Source organism: Ruegeria sp. AB11, assembly GCF_056536325.1.
The window spans coordinates 886,373-903,335 of record NZ_JBQFJO010000001.1 but is presented as its reverse complement, the minus strand read 5'-3'; the positions used below and the strand labels follow the sequence as shown (position 1 = coordinate 903,335).

The 16,963-nt window shown below is 59.1% G+C and carries 19 protein-coding genes; 15 read left to right on the top strand and 4 right to left on the bottom strand.

The window, feature by feature from the left end:
• The first annotated feature begins 54 nt into the window (after nucleotides 1–54).
• From ACR3EJ_RS04615 to ACR3EJ_RS04550, 14 genes are all read left to right on the top strand, one after another.
• A complete protein-coding gene (locus ACR3EJ_RS04615; RefSeq protein ID WP_010443130.1) occupies nucleotides 55–567 on the top strand; it encodes a MarR family winged helix-turn-helix transcriptional regulator in 513 nt (170 codons plus the stop codon).
• Nucleotides 564–1,265, top strand: a complete 702-nt coding sequence (locus ACR3EJ_RS04610) for a response regulator (RefSeq protein ID WP_170542293.1) — start codon at nucleotides 564–566, stop codon at nucleotides 1,263–1,265. The genes ACR3EJ_RS04615 and ACR3EJ_RS04610 overlap by 4 nt, the downstream gene beginning before the upstream one ends.
• A gap of 67 nt (nucleotides 1,266–1,332) precedes the next feature.
• A complete protein-coding gene (locus ACR3EJ_RS04605; RefSeq protein WP_170542295.1) occupies nucleotides 1,333–2,259 on the top strand; it encodes a histone deacetylase family protein in 927 nt (308 codons plus the stop codon).
• Nucleotides 2,256–2,498, top strand: coding sequence for an exodeoxyribonuclease VII small subunit (locus ACR3EJ_RS04600; RefSeq protein WP_010443127.1), 243 nt, complete (start codon nucleotides 2,256–2,258; stop codon nucleotides 2,496–2,498). The genes ACR3EJ_RS04605 and ACR3EJ_RS04600 overlap by 4 nt, the downstream gene beginning before the upstream one ends.
• On the top strand, nucleotides 2,499–3,365 hold the full coding sequence (locus ACR3EJ_RS04595; protein WP_170542298.1) for a polyprenyl synthetase family protein: 867 nt from the start codon (nucleotides 2,499–2,501) through the stop codon (nucleotides 3,363–3,365).
• 14 nt (nucleotides 3,366–3,379) lie between these two features.
• Entirely contained in the window at nucleotides 3,380–5,308 is a 1,929-nt protein-coding gene (gene dxs, locus ACR3EJ_RS04590) for a 1-deoxy-D-xylulose-5-phosphate synthase (protein WP_170542300.1), read from the top strand.
• A gap of 212 nt (nucleotides 5,309–5,520) precedes the next feature.
• Nucleotides 5,521–6,030, top strand: a complete 510-nt coding sequence (napF, locus tag ACR3EJ_RS04585; protein ID WP_170542302.1) for a ferredoxin-type protein NapF — start codon at nucleotides 5,521–5,523, stop codon at nucleotides 6,028–6,030.
• Nucleotides 6,030–6,302, top strand: coding sequence for a chaperone NapD (locus tag ACR3EJ_RS04580; protein ID WP_170471362.1), 273 nt, complete (start codon nucleotides 6,030–6,032; stop codon nucleotides 6,300–6,302). Before napF ends, ACR3EJ_RS04580 begins: the two co-directional genes overlap by 1 nt.
• Before the next feature lie 17 nt (nucleotides 6,303–6,319).
• The gene (gene napA, locus ACR3EJ_RS04575; protein WP_170542304.1) at nucleotides 6,320–8,812 is read left to right on the top strand and encodes a nitrate reductase catalytic subunit NapA; all 2,493 of its coding nucleotides are present in this window, start codon (nucleotides 6,320–6,322) and stop codon (nucleotides 8,810–8,812) included.
• Nucleotides 8,813–8,839: 27 nt separating this feature from the next.
• Complete coding sequence (gene napG, locus ACR3EJ_RS04570) at nucleotides 8,840–9,658, top strand: ferredoxin-type protein NapG (RefSeq protein ID WP_170542306.1); 819 nt, start codon at nucleotides 8,840–8,842, stop codon at nucleotides 9,656–9,658.
• Nucleotides 9,655–10,566, top strand: a complete 912-nt coding sequence (gene napH / locus ACR3EJ_RS04565; protein WP_170542308.1) for a quinol dehydrogenase ferredoxin subunit NapH — start codon at nucleotides 9,655–9,657, stop codon at nucleotides 10,564–10,566. The genes napG and napH overlap by 4 nt, the downstream gene beginning before the upstream one ends.
• A gap of 12 nt (nucleotides 10,567–10,578) precedes the next feature.
• Nucleotides 10,579–11,013 carry a nitrate reductase cytochrome c-type subunit gene (locus ACR3EJ_RS04560; RefSeq protein WP_170398181.1) on the top strand — a complete coding sequence of 145 codons (435 nt, stop codon included), beginning with the start codon at nucleotides 10,579–10,581 and terminating at the stop codon, nucleotides 11,011–11,013.
• 26 nt (nucleotides 11,014–11,039) lie between these two features.
• Nucleotides 11,040–11,732, top strand: coding sequence for a NapC/NirT family cytochrome c (locus ACR3EJ_RS04555; protein ID WP_170471354.1), 693 nt, complete (start codon nucleotides 11,040–11,042; stop codon nucleotides 11,730–11,732).
• A 12-nt stretch (nucleotides 11,733–11,744) separates the two neighbouring features.
• A complete protein-coding gene (locus tag ACR3EJ_RS04550) occupies nucleotides 11,745–12,002 on the top strand; it encodes a hypothetical protein (protein WP_010443117.1) in 258 nt (85 codons plus the stop codon).
• 27 nt (nucleotides 12,003–12,029) lie between these two features.
• On the opposite strand, the gene ACR3EJ_RS04545 is transcribed toward ACR3EJ_RS04550, so the two are convergent.
• On the bottom strand, nucleotides 12,030–12,731 hold the full coding sequence (locus ACR3EJ_RS04545; protein ID WP_170471352.1) for a Crp/Fnr family transcriptional regulator: 702 nt from the start codon (nucleotides 12,729–12,731) through the stop codon (nucleotides 12,030–12,032).
• Nucleotides 12,732–12,916: 185 nt separating this feature from the next.
• Between ACR3EJ_RS04545 and hemA the strand changes: the two genes are divergently transcribed.
• Complete coding sequence (hemA, locus tag ACR3EJ_RS04540) at nucleotides 12,917–14,140, top strand: 5-aminolevulinate synthase (RefSeq protein ID WP_170542310.1); 1,224 nt, start codon at nucleotides 12,917–12,919, stop codon at nucleotides 14,138–14,140.
• 59 nt (nucleotides 14,141–14,199) lie between these two features.
• Here hemA and ACR3EJ_RS04535 read toward each other — a convergent pair whose 3' ends face one another.
• The 3 genes from ACR3EJ_RS04535 to ACR3EJ_RS04525 are packed head-to-tail and all read right to left on the bottom strand — an operon-like array spanning nucleotide 14,200 to nucleotide 16,960.
• A complete protein-coding gene (locus ACR3EJ_RS04535; protein WP_480422729.1) occupies nucleotides 14,200–14,487 on the bottom strand; it encodes a cytochrome C oxidase subunit IV family protein in 288 nt (95 codons plus the stop codon).
• 5 nt (nucleotides 14,488–14,492) lie between these two features.
• On the bottom strand, nucleotides 14,493–15,041 hold the full coding sequence (locus tag ACR3EJ_RS04530) for a cytochrome c oxidase subunit 3 (protein WP_170542312.1): 549 nt from the start codon (nucleotides 15,039–15,041) through the stop codon (nucleotides 14,493–14,495).
• Nucleotides 15,038–16,960 (bottom strand): VWA domain-containing protein, encoded by a 1,923-nt coding sequence (locus ACR3EJ_RS04525; protein ID WP_170542314.1) that lies wholly within the window; start codon nucleotides 16,958–16,960, stop codon nucleotides 15,038–15,040. Before ACR3EJ_RS04525 ends, ACR3EJ_RS04530 begins: the two co-directional genes overlap by 4 nt.
• Between the last annotated feature and the right edge of the window lie 3 nt (nucleotides 16,961–16,963).

Here is a 16,963-nt window from a genome sequence, read left to right as displayed (position 1 = left end):
GGAATGTCAATAAGGCTGACATAAAGTCAGATCATATTGCGAATGAGGTCCAACATGTCCGACATCCGTCCCGCCCCGGTCTTTGGCGGAGAAAGCCTGTTGTTTCTGACAGATGAGCAACTGAGGCAGGGTATCGAGGCCATGTTCTTTGCCTATCGCGGCTTTACCGCGGACCCTGACCGTATCCTGACAGAATTGGCCTATGGTCGGGCGCATCACCGGGCCATCCACTTCATCAACCGAGCGCCGGGAACGACGGTCAACAATCTGCTGGCCATATTGGGTGTTACCAAACAATCGCTGAACCGCGTTCTGCGTAGCCTCATCGAAGATGGTCTGGTCGAAAGCCGAGTCGGAACAGTGGACAAACGTGAACGCCACCTATTTCTGACGGATAAGGGGAAGGCGCTAGAGGCCAAACTCTCCGACGCCCAGCGCGCCCGGATGCGCGCGGCCTACAAGGATGCGGGCCCCGAAGCAGTGGCCGGGTTTCGCAAAGTGCTTGAAGCGATGATGGATGCTGATATGCGTCGTGCATATACAAAACTGCGGGATACGACTTCATGAGCGAAATGGACGCCCATCTTCTTATCGTCGATGATGACGAGCGCATTCGTGACCTGCTCAAGCAATTCCTGATGCGCAGCGGGTTCTTGGTGACTTCTGCGCGCGACGCGGCCCATGCGCGGCGGGTGTTGTCAGGGTTGGATTTTGATATGATTGTGCTGGATGTGATGATGCCCGGTGAGGATGGCGTCAGCCTGACACGGGCCTTGCGCGAAACGCATTCCACCCCGATCCTGTTGCTGACGGCAAAGGGCGAAACCGAGCATCGGATTGCTGGTTTGGAAGCCGGAGCTGATGACTACTTGGCCAAGCCGTTCGAACCCAAAGAGTTGCTACTTAGGATCAATGCCATTCTTCGCCGGATGCCGGAAACGCCCGCGCAGGACGCGGTGGCCAAGATTCTGCATCTTGGACCAATTCGCTACGATATCGAGCGGGGTGAGATGTGGCAGGGCGAAGATCCGGTGCGCTTGACTGCAACGGAAAGCCAGTTGATGAAGATATTCTCGGCCCAGCCCGGCGAACCGATTAGCCGTGCCAAGCTGGTCGAGGACCTGGGGCGCGACAAGGGACAGGCGCAGGAACGTGCGGTGGACGTGCAGATCACCCGCTTGCGTCGGAAGCTGGAGCAGGATCCGAAACAGCCTCGGTATCTGCAGACTGTGCGCGGTGCGGGCTATATGCTGGCGCCGGACTGATGAGCCGTCGCGCGGCGTTTTTAGGCCTTCGGCGAGGATATTTTAGCCAGATGAAGATGAGATCCTGATGAAAACCGCTTTGCTGACCCACGCAGATTGTCTTAATCATGTGACGCCAGAGGGGCATCCAGAGCGGGTGGCGCGGTTGGAACATATCCTTCATGCGCTTGAGGATTTGGATTTGCAGCGTGTGACAGCGCCGTTGGCAGCGGATGATGATTTGCTACGAGTTCATCCGCAGAACCATATCAGTGATATTCTTGACCAAAGGCCCTCGGATGGGTTCAAGCAGATTGATGGGGATACATTCATGTCTCCAGGATCTGTTGATGCGGCCTATCGCGCGGCAGGTGCGGTGGTGCGAGCCGTCGATCTGGTACTGGGCGGTGAAGCACCGAATGCGTTCTGTGCGATACGACCGCCAGGCCACCATGCCGAGACGGAAACGGCCATGGGGTTCTGTCTGTTTGGCAATGCCGCGTTGGCTGCAAAGCATGCACTGGATCATCACGGGTTGAACCGCGTGGCAGTGTTGGATTTTGATGTTCATCATGGCAATGGCACGCAGGATTTGCTGTGGGACGAAAAGCGCGCGCTGGTGATCACCAGTCAGCAGATGCCGTTATGGCCCGGCTCTGGCCGTACTGACGAAACCGGCGCTTATGGGACGGTTTTGAATATTCCTTTGGCACCGGGCACAGGCGGAGCGGAGATGCGAGCCGCTTATGAGGCGCAAGCTTTTCCACGACTGCGCGCATTCAAGCCGGAACTAATTATTGTCTCCGCCGGGTTTGATGCCCATCAGGATGATCCGTTGGCAAATCTTAACTGGTCCACGGGTGATTTCGCCTGGATCACGGCGGAGCTGTGCAAGATTGCTGATGAAGTGTGTGATGGGCGTATCGTCTCGACTCTGGAAGGCGGGTATGATCTGAACGCATTGGCCGAGGCGACACGCGCCCATGTGGAAGAATTGATGAAGGCAGCACAATGACCGATACCCCAGTCGAACAGATGACCTTTGAACAGGCGATGAAAGAGCTTGAGGCCGTGGTGGGTCAGCTGGAACGCGGGGATGTGGCGCTGGATCAGTCGATCGCTTTGTATGAGCGGGGTGCGGCGTTGAAGAAACGCTGTGAGGATGAGCTGAAACGCGCCGAGGAAAAGGTGGCCGCGATCACTTTGGACGCAGATGGCCAGCCAACCGGGACGACGCCTGTCGAAGGTCAGTAAATGTTTCGTGAAAAGCTGGCACAGGATGCCGCGCTGATTCAAGACCATTTCGATCTGGTTCTGGGGACGTTGGACGATCTGGATGTGACACAGGCGATGGCCTATGCCACCGCGGGCGGCAAGCGTCTGCGAGGGTTTCTGGTACTGGAAAGCGCGCGGTTACTTGGCGTCGATGCGGCTCGGGCGATCTGGCCGGCGACGGGGATCGAAGCGCTGCATGCATACTCTCTGGTACATGACGACCTGCCCTGCATGGATGATGATGACCTGCGGCGAGGACGCCCCACAGTCCATGTGAAATGGGATGAAGGGACAGCCGTTCTGGCTGGGGATGCGCTGCAGACACTTGCGTTTGAGCTTTGCGTGCGGCCAGAGGTCGGAAATGCTGAAATGCGCGCCGAACTGGCTCTAACACTGGCAAAAGCGAGCGGCGCGCAGGGTATGGTTCTGGGTCAGGCGCTGGATATTGCGGCGGAGACGGCAGCAGAGCCACTGACACTGGATGAGATTACGCAACTGCAAGTGGGCAAGACCGGCGCGTTGATCGAATGGTCCGCCTGTGCAGGCGCGCGGTTAGCGCAGGCCGATCCTGCCCCCTTGCGCCAATATGCCCAGGCGCTTGGGCTTGCCTTTCAGATCGCGGATGACATCATGGATGTTGAAGGAGATGCCGAAAAGGCAGGAAAGCGCTTGCAGAAGGATGCAGAGGCGGGCAAGGCGACCTTTGTCTCGCTTCTTGGTCTGGATGCGGCTAAATCCGGTGCCGCTGAGCTTGTGGATCAGGCTTGTGCTGCGTTGGATGAATATGGCCCCGCGGCAGAAACCTTGAAGCAGGCTGCCCGCTTCGTTATTGCCCGGGACAGCTAAGCCAGGAACGCCAAATGTCTGACCGCCCGAATACGCCCTTGTTGGACCTTGTGAGCCGCCCAGCGGATCTGAAGCAGTTTTCAGATGCGCAACTGCATCAGGTCGCACATGAATTGCGGACCGAAACGATCTCTGCAGTATCGGTTACCGGAGGGCATCTGGGCGCGGGTCTGGGCGTGGTTGAGCTGACCACTGCGCTTCACGCAGTGTTCGATACACCCCGCGACAAGATCATCTGGGACGTCGGTCACCAGTGTTATCCACACAAGATTCTGACCGAGCGCCGCGATCGGATTCGTACCCTGCGTATGAAAGATGGCCTGAGCGGATTCACCAAACGCAGCGAAAGCCCTTATGACCCGTTTGGCGCGGCCCATTCCAGCACTTCGATCAGCGCCGCGCTGGGATTTGCCGTGGCCCGTGATCTGGGCGGTGTGACGCCCGAAGGTCTGGGCGATGCGATTGCCGTGATCGGCGATGGCTCGATGTCTGCGGGCATGGCATTTGAGGCGATGAACAATGCAGGGCATCTGAAGAAACGCCTGATCGTGATCCTGAACGACAACGAGATGAGCATTGCGCCACCCGTGGGTGCTTTGTCCAACTACCTATCGCGCATTTATGCGGAAGAGCCGTTTCACGATCTGAAAGCGGCCGCCAAAGGCGCGGTGTCGTTGCTACCGGAACCCTTCCGTGAAGGGGCCAAGCGCGCCAAGGACATGTTGAAGGGCATGGCCATGGGCGGGACGCTATTTGAGGAATTAGGCTTTTCTTATCTCGGCCCCATCGACGGCCATGATCTGGACCAGTTGTTGCCGGTTTTGCGTGCGGTCAAGGCCAAAGCGACAGGTCCGATCCTGATCCACGTATTGACCAAAAAGGGCAAGGGTTATGCCCCTGCCGAACAGGCACGCGACAAGGGTCACGCAACCGCTAAGTTCGATGTAGTGACGGGTGAGCAGAAAAAGGCACCATCCAACGCGCCGTCTTACACGTCGGTCTTTGGCAAGACCCTGGTCGAGGAAGCGGCTCGGGATGACAAGATCGTCGCCGTCACCGCTGCAATGCCGGATGGGACTGGGCTGAACCTGTTTGCTGAGCGCTACCCTTCGCGGTGTTTTGATGTGGCGATTGCCGAACAGCATGGTGTGACATTCTCGGCTGCGCTGGCCGCCGGCGGGATGAAGCCGTTCTGTGCAATGTATTCCACTTTCCTACAGCGTGGCTACGATCAGGTGGTACATGACGTAGCCATCCAACGCTTGCCGGTGCGCTTTGCCGTCGACCGTGCTGGATTGGTCGGAGCCGATGGCGCAACCCATGCGGGATCGTTTGATATTGCTTACTTGGCCAACCTTCCGGGCATGGTTGTCATGGCCGCCGCGGATGAGGCTGAGTTGATGCACATGGTTGCCACTGCCGTCGCTTATGATGATGGTCCGATCGCCTTCCGCTATCCTCGCGGCGAAGGGGTGGGCGTTGACTTGCCCGAGCGCGGTGAAGTGTTGGAGATCGGCAAAGGCCGCATGATCCAAAAAGGTGCGCGTGTAGCACTGCTGTCCTTCGGGACGCGGCTGGCCGAGGTGCAGAAGGCGGCCGAGGCGCTTTCCGCGCGCGGGATCGCCCCCACCATCGCCGATGCGCGCTTTGCCAAGCCTCTGGATCGGGATTTGATCCTTGATCTGGCCGCGAACCACGAGGCGTTGATCACGATCGAGGAAGGCGCAGTTGGCGGTTTCGGCAGTCATGTTGCGCAGCTTTTGGCCGATGAGGGCGTGTTCGACGAAGGGTTGAAGTATCGCTCGATGGTGTTGCCGGATATTTTCATCGATCAGGCAAACCCAGCGGATATGTACGCGGTCGCTGGTATGAATGCAGAGCAGATCGAGGCCAAAGTGCTGTCGATTCTGGGCGTCACGACGATTGGCGAAAAACGCGCCTGAATCGGCGAATTCATTTGGCGCAAACGCGTGGTCGTGATTTAAGTTTCATAGACACATCTGAAATTGTGCATTTTTTGCACATGTTTTTTGCCTCTGCGGGGAAATAACAGCTTTGAAAATGACATAGGTCAATATCCTGATGTTCGGGTTACACTAGAACCCGACTCGGGGTGAGGCTGCTCCTTGCCCTTTATGCATAAGGTCGCAAGCGAATGAACAAGCTAGCCAGCCGCCGTGCGTTTCTTAAGGGAAAAGTGCTGCGCAATGATCAAAACTCCATCCGCCCGCCTGGGGCAGATGCAGCCGAGTTTCTTGAGCTGTGCACGCAATGCGACGAATGCCGCGAGGCATGTCCCGAAGACATAGTCAAGTTCGACACACAGGGCTTCCCCGTCGTCCAGCTGGATGCAGGCCCCTGCACATTCTGCGGTGATTGCGCCAATGCTTGCCCGACCGGAGCATTGAACCCCGAACATATCGCCGACTGGCCCTGGCGCGCCAGAGTTGCTGCCACGTGCCTGTCGATGAACGGCGTCAGCTGTCGGGTCTGTCAGGATGTCTGCGACCACCGTGCAATCCGCTTTCAATTGCAGACCGGTGGCCGCGCCGAACCCGTACTCGACACCGATACCTGCACCGGCTGCGGCGCCTGCGCCAGCGCCTGCCCCGCCGGTTCCGTCAGCTTTGAACGCCACACCCCGCCCACGCAGGAGGTCGCCTAATGAACATCTGTGGATGCCTCGTTCATGTAACCCCCGAAACCACGCAGAGTGCACAGGCCACGATTGCGGGTACAAACGGGGCAGAGGTTCACGCGGCATCTGAGGATGGCCGCATTGTTGTTGTGGTCGAGGATACGCCTGAAAAATTGGCATCCGAGACGATCATGGATCTGCATCAGATCCCGGGCGTGATCTCTCTGACCTTGACTTATCACCATTTCGAAGACCTTGCGGAGACCCGTCCGCACCTTAACGCTTCTCGCCAGATATAAAGCCGGAGACCCATGTCATGACCATCTCTGAATCCCGCCGGACCTTTCTAAAATCAACCGCCGCCGCTGCGACAGCATCAGCCGCAGGTTTGCCGCTTGCTACCGGGCAGGCCAGCGCTCAAGTCGGCAACCCCGACATCCGTTGGGACAAAGCCGCCTGCCGGTTCTGCGGCACCGGATGCTCGGTCCTGGTTGGTACCAAAGACGGGCGCGTCGTCGCCACGCAGGGCGACCCGGACGCGCCGGTGAACCGCGGTCTGAACTGCATCAAGGGCTATTTCCTTTCAAAGATCATGTACGGCAAAGACCGTCTGACCACACCGATGCTGCGCAAGACCAATGGCGAATACGATAAGAATGGTGAATTCGAACCCGTCAGCTGGGACGAAGCCTTCGACGTCATGGCCGCCAAGTGGAAAGAGGCCCTTGCCAAGAAAGGGCCGACCAGTGTTGGTATGTTCGGCTCGGGCCAGTGGACCGTTTGGGAAGGTTATGCCGCTGCCAAGATGATGAAAGCGGGATTTCGGTCCAACAACATCGACCCGAACGCGCGCCACTGCATGGCCTCAGCGGTTGTCGGCTTTATGCGGACATTTGGCATTGATGAGCCGATGGGCTGCTATGACGATTTTGAGCATGCCGATACGTTCGTGCTCTGGGGCTCGAACATGGCCGAGATGCACCCGATCCTGTGGTCACGCCTGACCGACACGCGTCTGACCAAACCGGGATCCGAAGTGCATGTGCTGTCGACTTATGAACACCGCTCGTTCGAGCTGGCCGATAACGGCATGGTCTTCGCACCACAAACCGATCTGGCGATCCTGAACTACATCGCCAATTACATCATCCAGAACGGCGCTGTGAACGAAGACTTCGTCAAGAACCATGTGAACATCACCAAGACCGCCACCGATATCGGCTATGGCCTGCGTGACAACAACCCGCTGCAGCAAGAGGCTGAAAACCCGAACTCAGGCAAATTGGAACCGATCAGTTTCGAGGAATATGCCGAAGCCGTTTCGGAATACACGCTGGAATATACTTCTGAACTGTCCGGCGTTCCTGCCTCTCAGCTCGAACGTCTGGCGCAGCAATATGCAGACCCCAATCGCAAAGTGATGAGCCTGTGGACCATGGGTTTCAATCAGCACACACGCGGATCGTGGGTGAACTCACTGATGTACAATGTGCACCTGCTGGTGGGTAAGATTTCCGAGCCCGGCAACTCACCCTTCTCGCTCACCGGTCAGCCTTCGGCCTGTGGTACGGCACGTGAGGTCGGGACCTTCGCTCACCGTCTGCCCGCCGACATGGTCGTTGCCAACGACAAGCACCGCGAGATTTGCGAAACTGCGTGGAAAATCCCTGCGGGCACCATCCCGCCCAAACCCGGGTTCCACGCCGTACTGCAGCACCGCAAACTGAAAGACGGTGATCTGAACGCCTATTGGGTGCAGTGCACCAACAACATGCAGGCCGCACCAAACATCAACGAAGAGGGCTATCCCGGTTATCGCAACCCTGAGAACTTCATTGCCGTATCCGATCCCTACCCGACCGTAACGGCTCTGTCTGCTGACCTGATCTTGCCCACCGCCATGTGGGTTGAGAAGGAAGGTGCCTATGGCAACGCCGAGCGTCGCACGCAATTCTGGCGGCAACAGGTCAAGGCTCCGGGTGAGGCGAAATCGGACCTCTGGCAGCTGATGGAGTTCTCCAAACGCTTCACCGTTGAAGAAGTTTGGGGCGAGGAACTGCTGGCCACCATGCCCGAACATCGCGGCAAGACAATGTATGACGTGCTGTTCGCCAATGGCACGATCGACCAGTTCCCGCTGTCTGAAACCGCGGAAGGGTTCGACAACGACGAATCCGAGCACTTTGGATTCTACGTGCAAAAGGGCCTGTTCGAGGAATATGCCAATTTCGGTCGCGGCCATGCGCACGATCTGGCACCGTTCGAAACTTACCATCAGGCGCGCGGCTTGCGCTGGCCGGTCGTGGACGGCAAAGAGACGCTTTATCGCTTCCGTGAAGGTTATGATCCTTACGTGCCCGAAGGTGCGGATGTGAAGTTCTATGGCCACAAGGATGGCAAGGCCAAGATCATCTTTGCCCCATACGAGCCCGCCCCCGAGGTACCGGATGAAGAATTCAACCTGTGGCTCTGCACGGGCCGTGTGCTGGAACATTGGCATTCGGGTTCGATGACTCGCCGCGTGCCCGAACTGCACCGCGCCTATCCTGCCGCTGTGGTATACATGCACCCCGACGATGCGCGCGAGCGTGGTCTGCGGCGCGGGCAGGAGATCGTTCTGTCTACCCGCCGCGGCGAGGTCAACAGCCGGGTCGAAACCCGCGGCCGGAACAAAGTTCCGCGCGGTCTTGTCTTCATGCCTTGGTTCGACGAGGGCCAGCTAACCAACAAGCTGACCTTGGACGCGACCTGCCCGCTGTCGAAAGAGACCGACTTCAAGAAATGCGCCTGTAAGGTCGAGCGCGCGTAAAAGGCTGGCAAGGCAAAGGTCGTCCCCATGTCTCGTGTTGGCACACCCCTTTCGCCGCAGCGGCGCCGGTTCCTGCAGGACTCGGCGCGCGCAGCGGGTGGCTGCGTGGCGGCCGGGTCCGTGCTGGCCTGGCTGGCGCGGGACGCACGGGCGTTGCCGGCCGAGGCGTTGCGGCCCCCCGGAGCCTTGCCGGAAAAAGACTTTCTATCGGCCTGCATTCGCTGCGGCTTGTGCGTGCGGGACTGTCCCTATGACACGTTGAAGCTGGCTGAATTGGGTGTCGATGCGGTGGCCACCGGCACACCGTATTTCACCGCCCGCGAAGTGCCTTGTGAGATGTGTGACGACATCCCCTGTGTCGCGGCCTGCCCGACCGGAGCGCTGGACCCCGGACTGGACAATATCGACGACGCCAAGATGGGTGTGGCTGTTCTGGTCGATCAGGAGAACTGCCTGAACTTCCTCGGCCTGCGCTGCGACGTCTGCTATCGCGTCTGCCCCGTCATCGACGAAGCCATCACGCTGGAGACCGAGCACAACGCCCGCTCAGGCAGTCATGCGATCTTCATTCCAACCGTTCACGCCGATCATTGCACCGGCTGTGGCGTTTGCGAGAAAAGCTGCGTCCTGCCCGAAGCTGCGATCAAAGTTCTACCCGCCCGATTGGCCCGTGGTAGCAGCGCAGATCACTACCGCAAAGGCTGGGAAGAGAAAGAAGCCAAAGGTGCACCGGTCGTAGAAGGCATTATCGACCTGCCTGATCGCCTGCCGGGACCGGGCACCGACAACCTTGTCGCACCGGGCGGGTTTGAGCCCAGCTTCAAGTTGCCGGAGGTCACTCAATGACCGCCCGCACAAATATGCCACTGGGGCAAGAGGCCATCGCTAGCAAAGGTTGGTTGAGTGCCCATAAATACCTGCTGCTGCGCCGCGCCAGTCAGCTGTTCTTTCTGGTGCTGTTTCTGCTGGGCCCATGGTTCGGGATCTGGATCGTGCAGGGCACTCTGGCTGGGTCGCTGACGCTGGGCGTGCTGCCCCTGACCGATCCGTTTGTTTTTCTGCAAAGCCTGATCGCCGGGCACTGGCCCGAGCTGACTGCCGCCATCGGTGCCGCCATCGTCCTGGTTGCTTACGCGTTGATCGGAGGTCGCGTCTATTGCTCGTGGGTTTGCCCGATCAACCCCGTAACCGACGGCGCGCATTGGCTGCACCGCAAGCTGGGCCTGCAAAAAGGCTGGCAACCCAAACGTGGCACTCGGCTGTGGATTATGGCCACTGTGCTTATCGTCTCAGGCCTGACCGGAGCCATCGCGTGGGAGCTGGTCAACCCGATCACCATGCTGCATCGCGGGTTGGTCTTTGGCATGGGATTTGTCTGGGCGATGGTCGCCGCGATCTTCCTGTTCGACTTGTTTGTCTCGCGCCACGGATGGTGCGGCCATGTCTGCCCGGTGGGCGCGTTCTATGGATTGATCGGCACCAAAGCAATGCTGCGGGTCAGCGCCGCCAACCGCTCCGCCTGCGATGACTGCATGGACTGCTACGCGGTCTGCCCGGAAAACCACGTGATCTCTCCGGCGCTAAAAGGCAAAGACACCCCGTTGATCCTGTCGCCCGACTGCACCAATTGCGGGCGCTGCATCGATATCTGTGCCGAAGACGTTTTCAAATTCACCCATCGGTTCGACGCCCTGACCGTCGCGCCACCGAAACCAACCGCCGCGCCTCAGCCGCGCGCCTCAAGACCTTTTTGAAGGAGTGAGAAGATGAAAAAGCCGATCCTAGTGGGCCTTGCCCTGATCCCGCCGCTGCTCCTCGGTGGCCTGGCCCTTGCACAATCTGCCGGGGTCAACAGCCTGCGCGGTGCCGAGGTAGATGAACCTGCCGTTCTGGATCAGGTGCATCGCACGGTCGAAGGCCGCATGCAGCGCAACTATCGCCAGCAGCCGCCGCTGATCCCGCACTCGATCGAACAGTACCAGATCGACCTGCGCACCAACCAGTGCCTGTCGTGCCACGACTGGACCAAAGCCGGTGAGCGCAATGCGCCGACACTGTCGATGACCCACTATCTGGACCGCGAAGGCCGTGAGTTGGATCAGATCGCGGGCACTCGGTATTTCTGCAACCAGTGTCACGTGCCGCAGGCCGATGCGCTGCCGCTGGTCGACAACACTTTTGAACCTTCCTCCGGAAACTAAACTCAGGTCGAAAAGGAGAGCGCGACATGTCCGACTCCCAAGAAAAACAAGGGCTCATCCGGCGCCTCTGGACCTGGTTCTGGAGCCCGATCGCCGTCCTCAGCGTTGGCTTCACCCTGCTTGCTGGATTTCTGGCAGGCATCCTGTTCTGGGGTGGGTTCCACTGGACGCTGGAACTGACGAATACAGAAGAGTTCTGCACCTCGTGTCACACGATGGAGGTCAATCTAGGCGAATACCGCGAGACCATCCACTATAACAACCATTCGGGCGTGCGGGCGATCTGTTCGGACTGCCACGTCCCGGACGAATGGAACCACAAGATCAAGGCCAAGATCATGGCCGTGAAGGATGTCTACCACGAACTGGCAGGCACGATCAGCACGCCCGAGAAGTATGAGGATCATCGTCTCGCTATGGCGACGGCCGTTTGGAAGAAGATGAAAGCATCCGACAGCCGGGAATGCCGTAACTGTCACAACTTCGACTATATGGACTTCACGATTCAGGAAACCCGGGCCGCCAATGAACACCAGCGCGCGATCGATAACGGCATGACCTGTATCGACTGCCATCAGGGTATCGCGCACAGCCTCCCACCCAACTATCTGGAAACGTATGAAAAGATTGCGAAAGAGATAGACGGCGAGGTTCTGCAGGAACACGCAGCCGCTTCAGGAGACGACATCCGCGCGTTCCTGAACAAAAGCTCGGATTAAGGTGGGACAGAGATGTTAGAAATACTTGGAACCATCGGCGGCAACGTATTGGGCCTACCCGGCATTCTGGGTCTGGCACTGGGCATGATGACCCGCCAATATTGGTTGGGAGCCCTATTGGGCGGTCTGGTAGGCCTGATCGCACCACTGCTTTTTGCCGGGTGGCAATTTTCCCATGTCGGAGCCATGGCGCTAATCATCGCGATCATCGTTGGCGTCTGTGCCGGTACCCTTGGCACCGCCATTCGCCGCAAGGGCGCGACAGTCTGAACAGGTCAACCCGGCAGCAATGCCGGGTTACCGACCCCAGTTTTCCGCCGGATCACTTTCGGCATAATCCCGCAGCAATGCTATATCCGATATTACAGCGTGGTTGCGGTTGATCTTTACCCCCACCGCCTTAAGCCTTGAAAACGCCCGGCTCAGGCTTTCGGGTTTCATACCCAGACGACCCGCGATCAGCATCTTGTCATAAGGCAGCGATACTTCGCACTCACCCGCATCAGTGTCACAGAGGTTCAGCAAAAACTCGGCCACGCGCTGTGCGCCGGTCTGCGCCTTGAGCTGTTCCAGCTGCGCCACTAGCGAGTGCAGATGGGTGAAGGTCGCGGCCAGGATCGAGATCCCGATCTCGGGGTCTTCCTTCATCAGCGAAATCAGGATTGGGCTGGGAATGTGCATGACATCACAGGCCGAAACGGCCTCGGCCGAGACCGGATAGGGCACGTTGCGCAGCGCCACGGCTTCACCAAAACTGTCGCCACGGGTAAAGACGCTGACTACCGCTTCGGCACCGGTTGGGGTCATGCGGAACAGCTTGACCCAACCCTCCAATACGACGTGTATGGCCTGCGCCGTTTCCTCCTGCAGGAATATCGTCTCACCACGGTCATACTGACGCCAGATCGCGTGGCTCAGCAGCGTTTCCACATGCTGTTCCGGTAAACTGCGCAGCAGCAGCGACTGACGTGCGATCGCTTTTTGTGCTTCGTGAGACAAGAGAATACCCCTGTTACTTCCTGCCGGCGCGCGCGCTCGGTTGGTCCATCCCTGTCCCACGCTATGCCAGAGCCGGCAGTTGTGCACCATAGTTTTATGTTGTGTAAACTTGACTATTGTCATGTTGCGGGTTGGTTCGCTGCCCTATTCTCGGCCCAAAGCCAGTATTCCGGGGAGCACGTAACATGGACTACGAGCGTTATTTCAGTCAAAGCCTCAATGACCTTCGGGAAGAAGGGAATTATCGTGTTTTCATAGACTTGCAACGTCGTTGTGGTTCTTTTCCGAACGCACGCCAGACGGATGGCTCGGTCCAGCGGAATGTGCGGATCTGGTGCTCGAACGACTATCTCGGCATGGGTCAGCACCCCTCGGTGATCGGCGCGATGCATGACGCATTGGATCGCTGCGGCGCGGGGGCAGGCGGCACGCGGAACATATCAGGCACCACGCATGATCACGTGCTGCTTGAGGCCGAACTGGCGGATTTGCACGGAAAGGAATCCGCGCTTCTGTTTACTTCCGGGTATGTTTCGAATTGGGCAGCTCTTGGCACCCTCGCCGCAAAGATCCCTGGCCTGATCGTATTCTCGGATGCCCTGAACCACGCCTCGATGATCGAGGGCATCCGCCACTCGCGGGCGCAGAAGGTGATCTGGAAACACAACGATCTGGAAGATCTTGAGGCCAAGCTGGCCGCCGCTGATCCAGATGCGCCCAAGATGATCGCATTCGAGTCGGTCTATTCGATGGACGGAGACATCGCCCCCATCAAAGAGATCTGCGATCTGGCCAACAAATACGGCGCGATGACCTATCTGGATGAGGTTCACGCCGTCGGTCTTTATGGCCCGCGCGGCGGTGGCATTGCTGAACGCGATGGACTGATGGATCGTCTGACGGTGATCGAAGGCACGCTTGGCAAGGCGTTCGGTGTGGTGGGTGGATATATCGCTGCCTCTGCTGCGCTGTGCGATTTCGTGCGCAGCTTCGCCAGCGGCTTCATTTTTACCACCGCCCTGCCGCCTTCTATCGCAGCTGGAGCTGCAGCCTCGATCCGGCATCTGAAACAATCGAATGCTGAACGCGACTTGCAGAAAGCCCGCGTGGCACAGGTTCGGGCCCGTTTGGATGCGGAAGGTATCCCCCATATCCCCAACCCCAGCCATATCATCCCAGTGATGGTCGGCGATCCGGTGAAGTGCAAGTTCATCTCGGACACGCTGCTGGAAGAGTTCGGCATCTATATCCAGCCGATCAACTATCCCACCGTGCCGAAAGGGACCGAGCGGCTGCGGATCACGCCGTCGCCCGTGCATACCGATGAGGATATCGACCATCTTGTCGGCGCGCTGTCTGCCCTCTGGCAACGCTGCCAGATCGCGCGGATGCCGATGGCCGCCCAGTGATTAAGAAGCGCCCCCTTGCGTGACACTTCGCCGTCTCCTCGGAGGCGGCGTTTTTTTGGTCAGATCAGGTAGAGGACGAAGATGATGATGGCAAATCCTGTAGTCACCATGGTGAAACCCCGCAGCCAGGCCGGGCTGTTTGCGAGATCAAGATAACGAGCCAGGATGACGCGGCATTTCGCCAGTGCGAGGATCAGAATGCCGCCGGCCAGAACGGCAGGCGGGATGGACAGCACAGTCAGCAGTGCAGATGCGACGCTGAGCATCAGAAGGGTTAGCCATGCGCGTGTGAGCGCATTCGGGAGTCTCCGGCGGGCGTATTTAGGAAAAGATGAAGCGGCGGGCATCCGTATTATCCCAACAGGTAGATCACGGGGAAAAGCAGGACCCAGACCAGATCGACCATGTGCCAGAACTGCGCACCTGCCTCAATGTTGCGGGGGTCATCGCGCCAAGCGACCAGCAGCAGGATGCCGACGCCAGCCAGCACATGAGCGGCGTGAAAGCCGGTCAGCAGGTAGTAGAACAGGAAGAACGGGTGGGTCTCGTAGGTGATCCCTTGTGCGGCTTTGCCCGCGTATTCCACGCCCTTGATGACAAGGAATACGACGCCCAGCGCGGCGGCGGCGATCAGTGCCAGACGGGCTGCGAGCCGACGCGCGATCTGCCGCCAGTGCAGTGCTTGCGCCGCCAGATAGCCAGAGGTGACCAGCACCGCCGTATTGAGCGCCGCTCCGGTACGATAAAGATGCGATTGTGCTTCGGCGAACCCGGCCGGATCGGTCAGCCGAACGCCTATGAAGGCAATCAGGCCAGCGCTGAATACCAGCAGTTCCGAGATGATCAGAACCCACATCAACAACTCGCCCGGAAGCTCGTCGATCAAAGAGGTATCACTCATGCGCCGACCAGTTGGCGGTAGATTTGCGGCAGGGCCATAGTCAGGCGGTGCGGATCGGGGATGACCGCAAATCCGCCTTGGCCGAACATGCGCGGGAACCAGCTTTTGCCGGTTTTCTCGATGGTAACACCAAAGACCGATTGCCCGGCGCGGCGTGCCTCGCGGATGGCTTGGCGTGTGTCTTCGATACCGTGACGGCCTTCGTAATGGTCCAGATCGTTGGGTTTGCCATCGGTGATCACCAGTAGCAACCTGCGTTTGCGCGATTGACTGGCCAGATCAGCCGAGCAATGGCGGATCGCCGCACCCAGCCTTGTATAGTGGCCCGGACGCAGGGACGCGATGCGCTGTTCTACCAATCTGCCCATCGGCTCATCGAACCGTTTGCAGCGCTGCACGTAGACGCGTTGGCGTTTCAGCGAGCTGAAAGCGTGAATGGCAAAATCGTCACCGCAGGCGTTCAGACCCCAGGCCAGCGCGGCCAGTGCCTCGCGTTCGATGTCGATCACGGCACGGCCTGTCACGGCGCTTTCGGTGGAGCGGCTGACATCCAGTAGAATCGAAACGGCCAGATCGCGGGCTTCGGGGCGGGATTGCATCCAGACGCGTTCATTGCCTTCACCGCTGGCGTGGCGATCGGTTTCGGCACGCACGGCGGCCTCGATATCCAGTTGATCGCCGTCCAGATGGCCGCGGGTCATGACGCGGCCCGGGCGCAGCGCCTCGAACTGGCGCTTTACAGCGCGGATGCGGCGGGCGGTGGCAGGGTCTTTGCCGAATTCAGCCGAGTCTTCGCGGATATCGGCATCCGACAGCAAGACGTTGACGTGATCCGGCAGGTAATGCCCCGTGCGCACGTCCCATTCAGGATAGAGGATGCGGCCTGAAAGACGCTCGCGATTCACGTCCTCGGGCGCCAGGTCCAGATGCAGTTTCAGCTTGGTTGGCGGGGCTTTGGAGATCTGCCCCAAACCGATTTCTTCCTGATCGTCGGCGGCTTTCTTGGCGTTATCGGGATCGTCATCATCGATGCGCCGATTGATGTTCAGAAACTCGGCCCAGCTGAGGATCGCCTCAAACTTGTGCAGGATGAAACTGTCACTGCGGTTGGCCTGATCCGATTTACGGCGGCGGGCGCGGTGGGTTTTCTCCCCTGATTCCTCAGGTGGACCTTCAGTATCGGGGTTTTCGACCTCGTTATGTTCGGAAAATCCGACGGCGCGCAGTTCGGGCCACAGGGGAACAGGGCGGAGATGCTGATATCCACGTGGGGCGGTCAGATCATCATCCAAGGTCAGAAGCTGCTCGGCCCGCGCTGACAGGGGTGCGGGATCGCCCAACATGTAACGAATCAGTTCCTCGACCGCTGCCTCCTCGGGAGGCAGGCCAGGGATGTCGCGGTGATGCAACACACCCTTGCAAAGCTCGTAATAAAGTGGGCGCAGGCCGGGGGCGTCGTCCAAAGTAGCCTCGACCATGCTCTGCGCGGCGATCAACGCGCGCAGGTCAGCGCGCAGAGGGTCATCTTCATCAATCCGGGTTCCGGCATGGGCGGCAGCAGCGGCCAGCCAGACAAAAAGCGCGCCATTGGCTTCGCGCGCGGGGAAAACGGCCAGCCGGTCCGGTAGGCGCAGAACTTCGCCATCGAAGGAGGCGCGCGGCATCAGCTCGACCTCGGTTGCCAGCTTGCGACGCCAGCTTAGACGGTGACGTGAAACCTCGGGTGAGACCGGGCGCAATTCAACGCCCGGACTACCCCCAAGCCCTCGGAAGAGGACAGCCAGCCGCCCTGCGACCTCAGAAAGGTCGACCGCGGCTCCATCATGCACCTCAGGTGCATCAAGGCGGCTGGCAAGGGTGTGCCACAGTTTCCCGATCGTTTCTTCGGGTTCCCATGGCTCAAAATCGATCCTGACCATCGG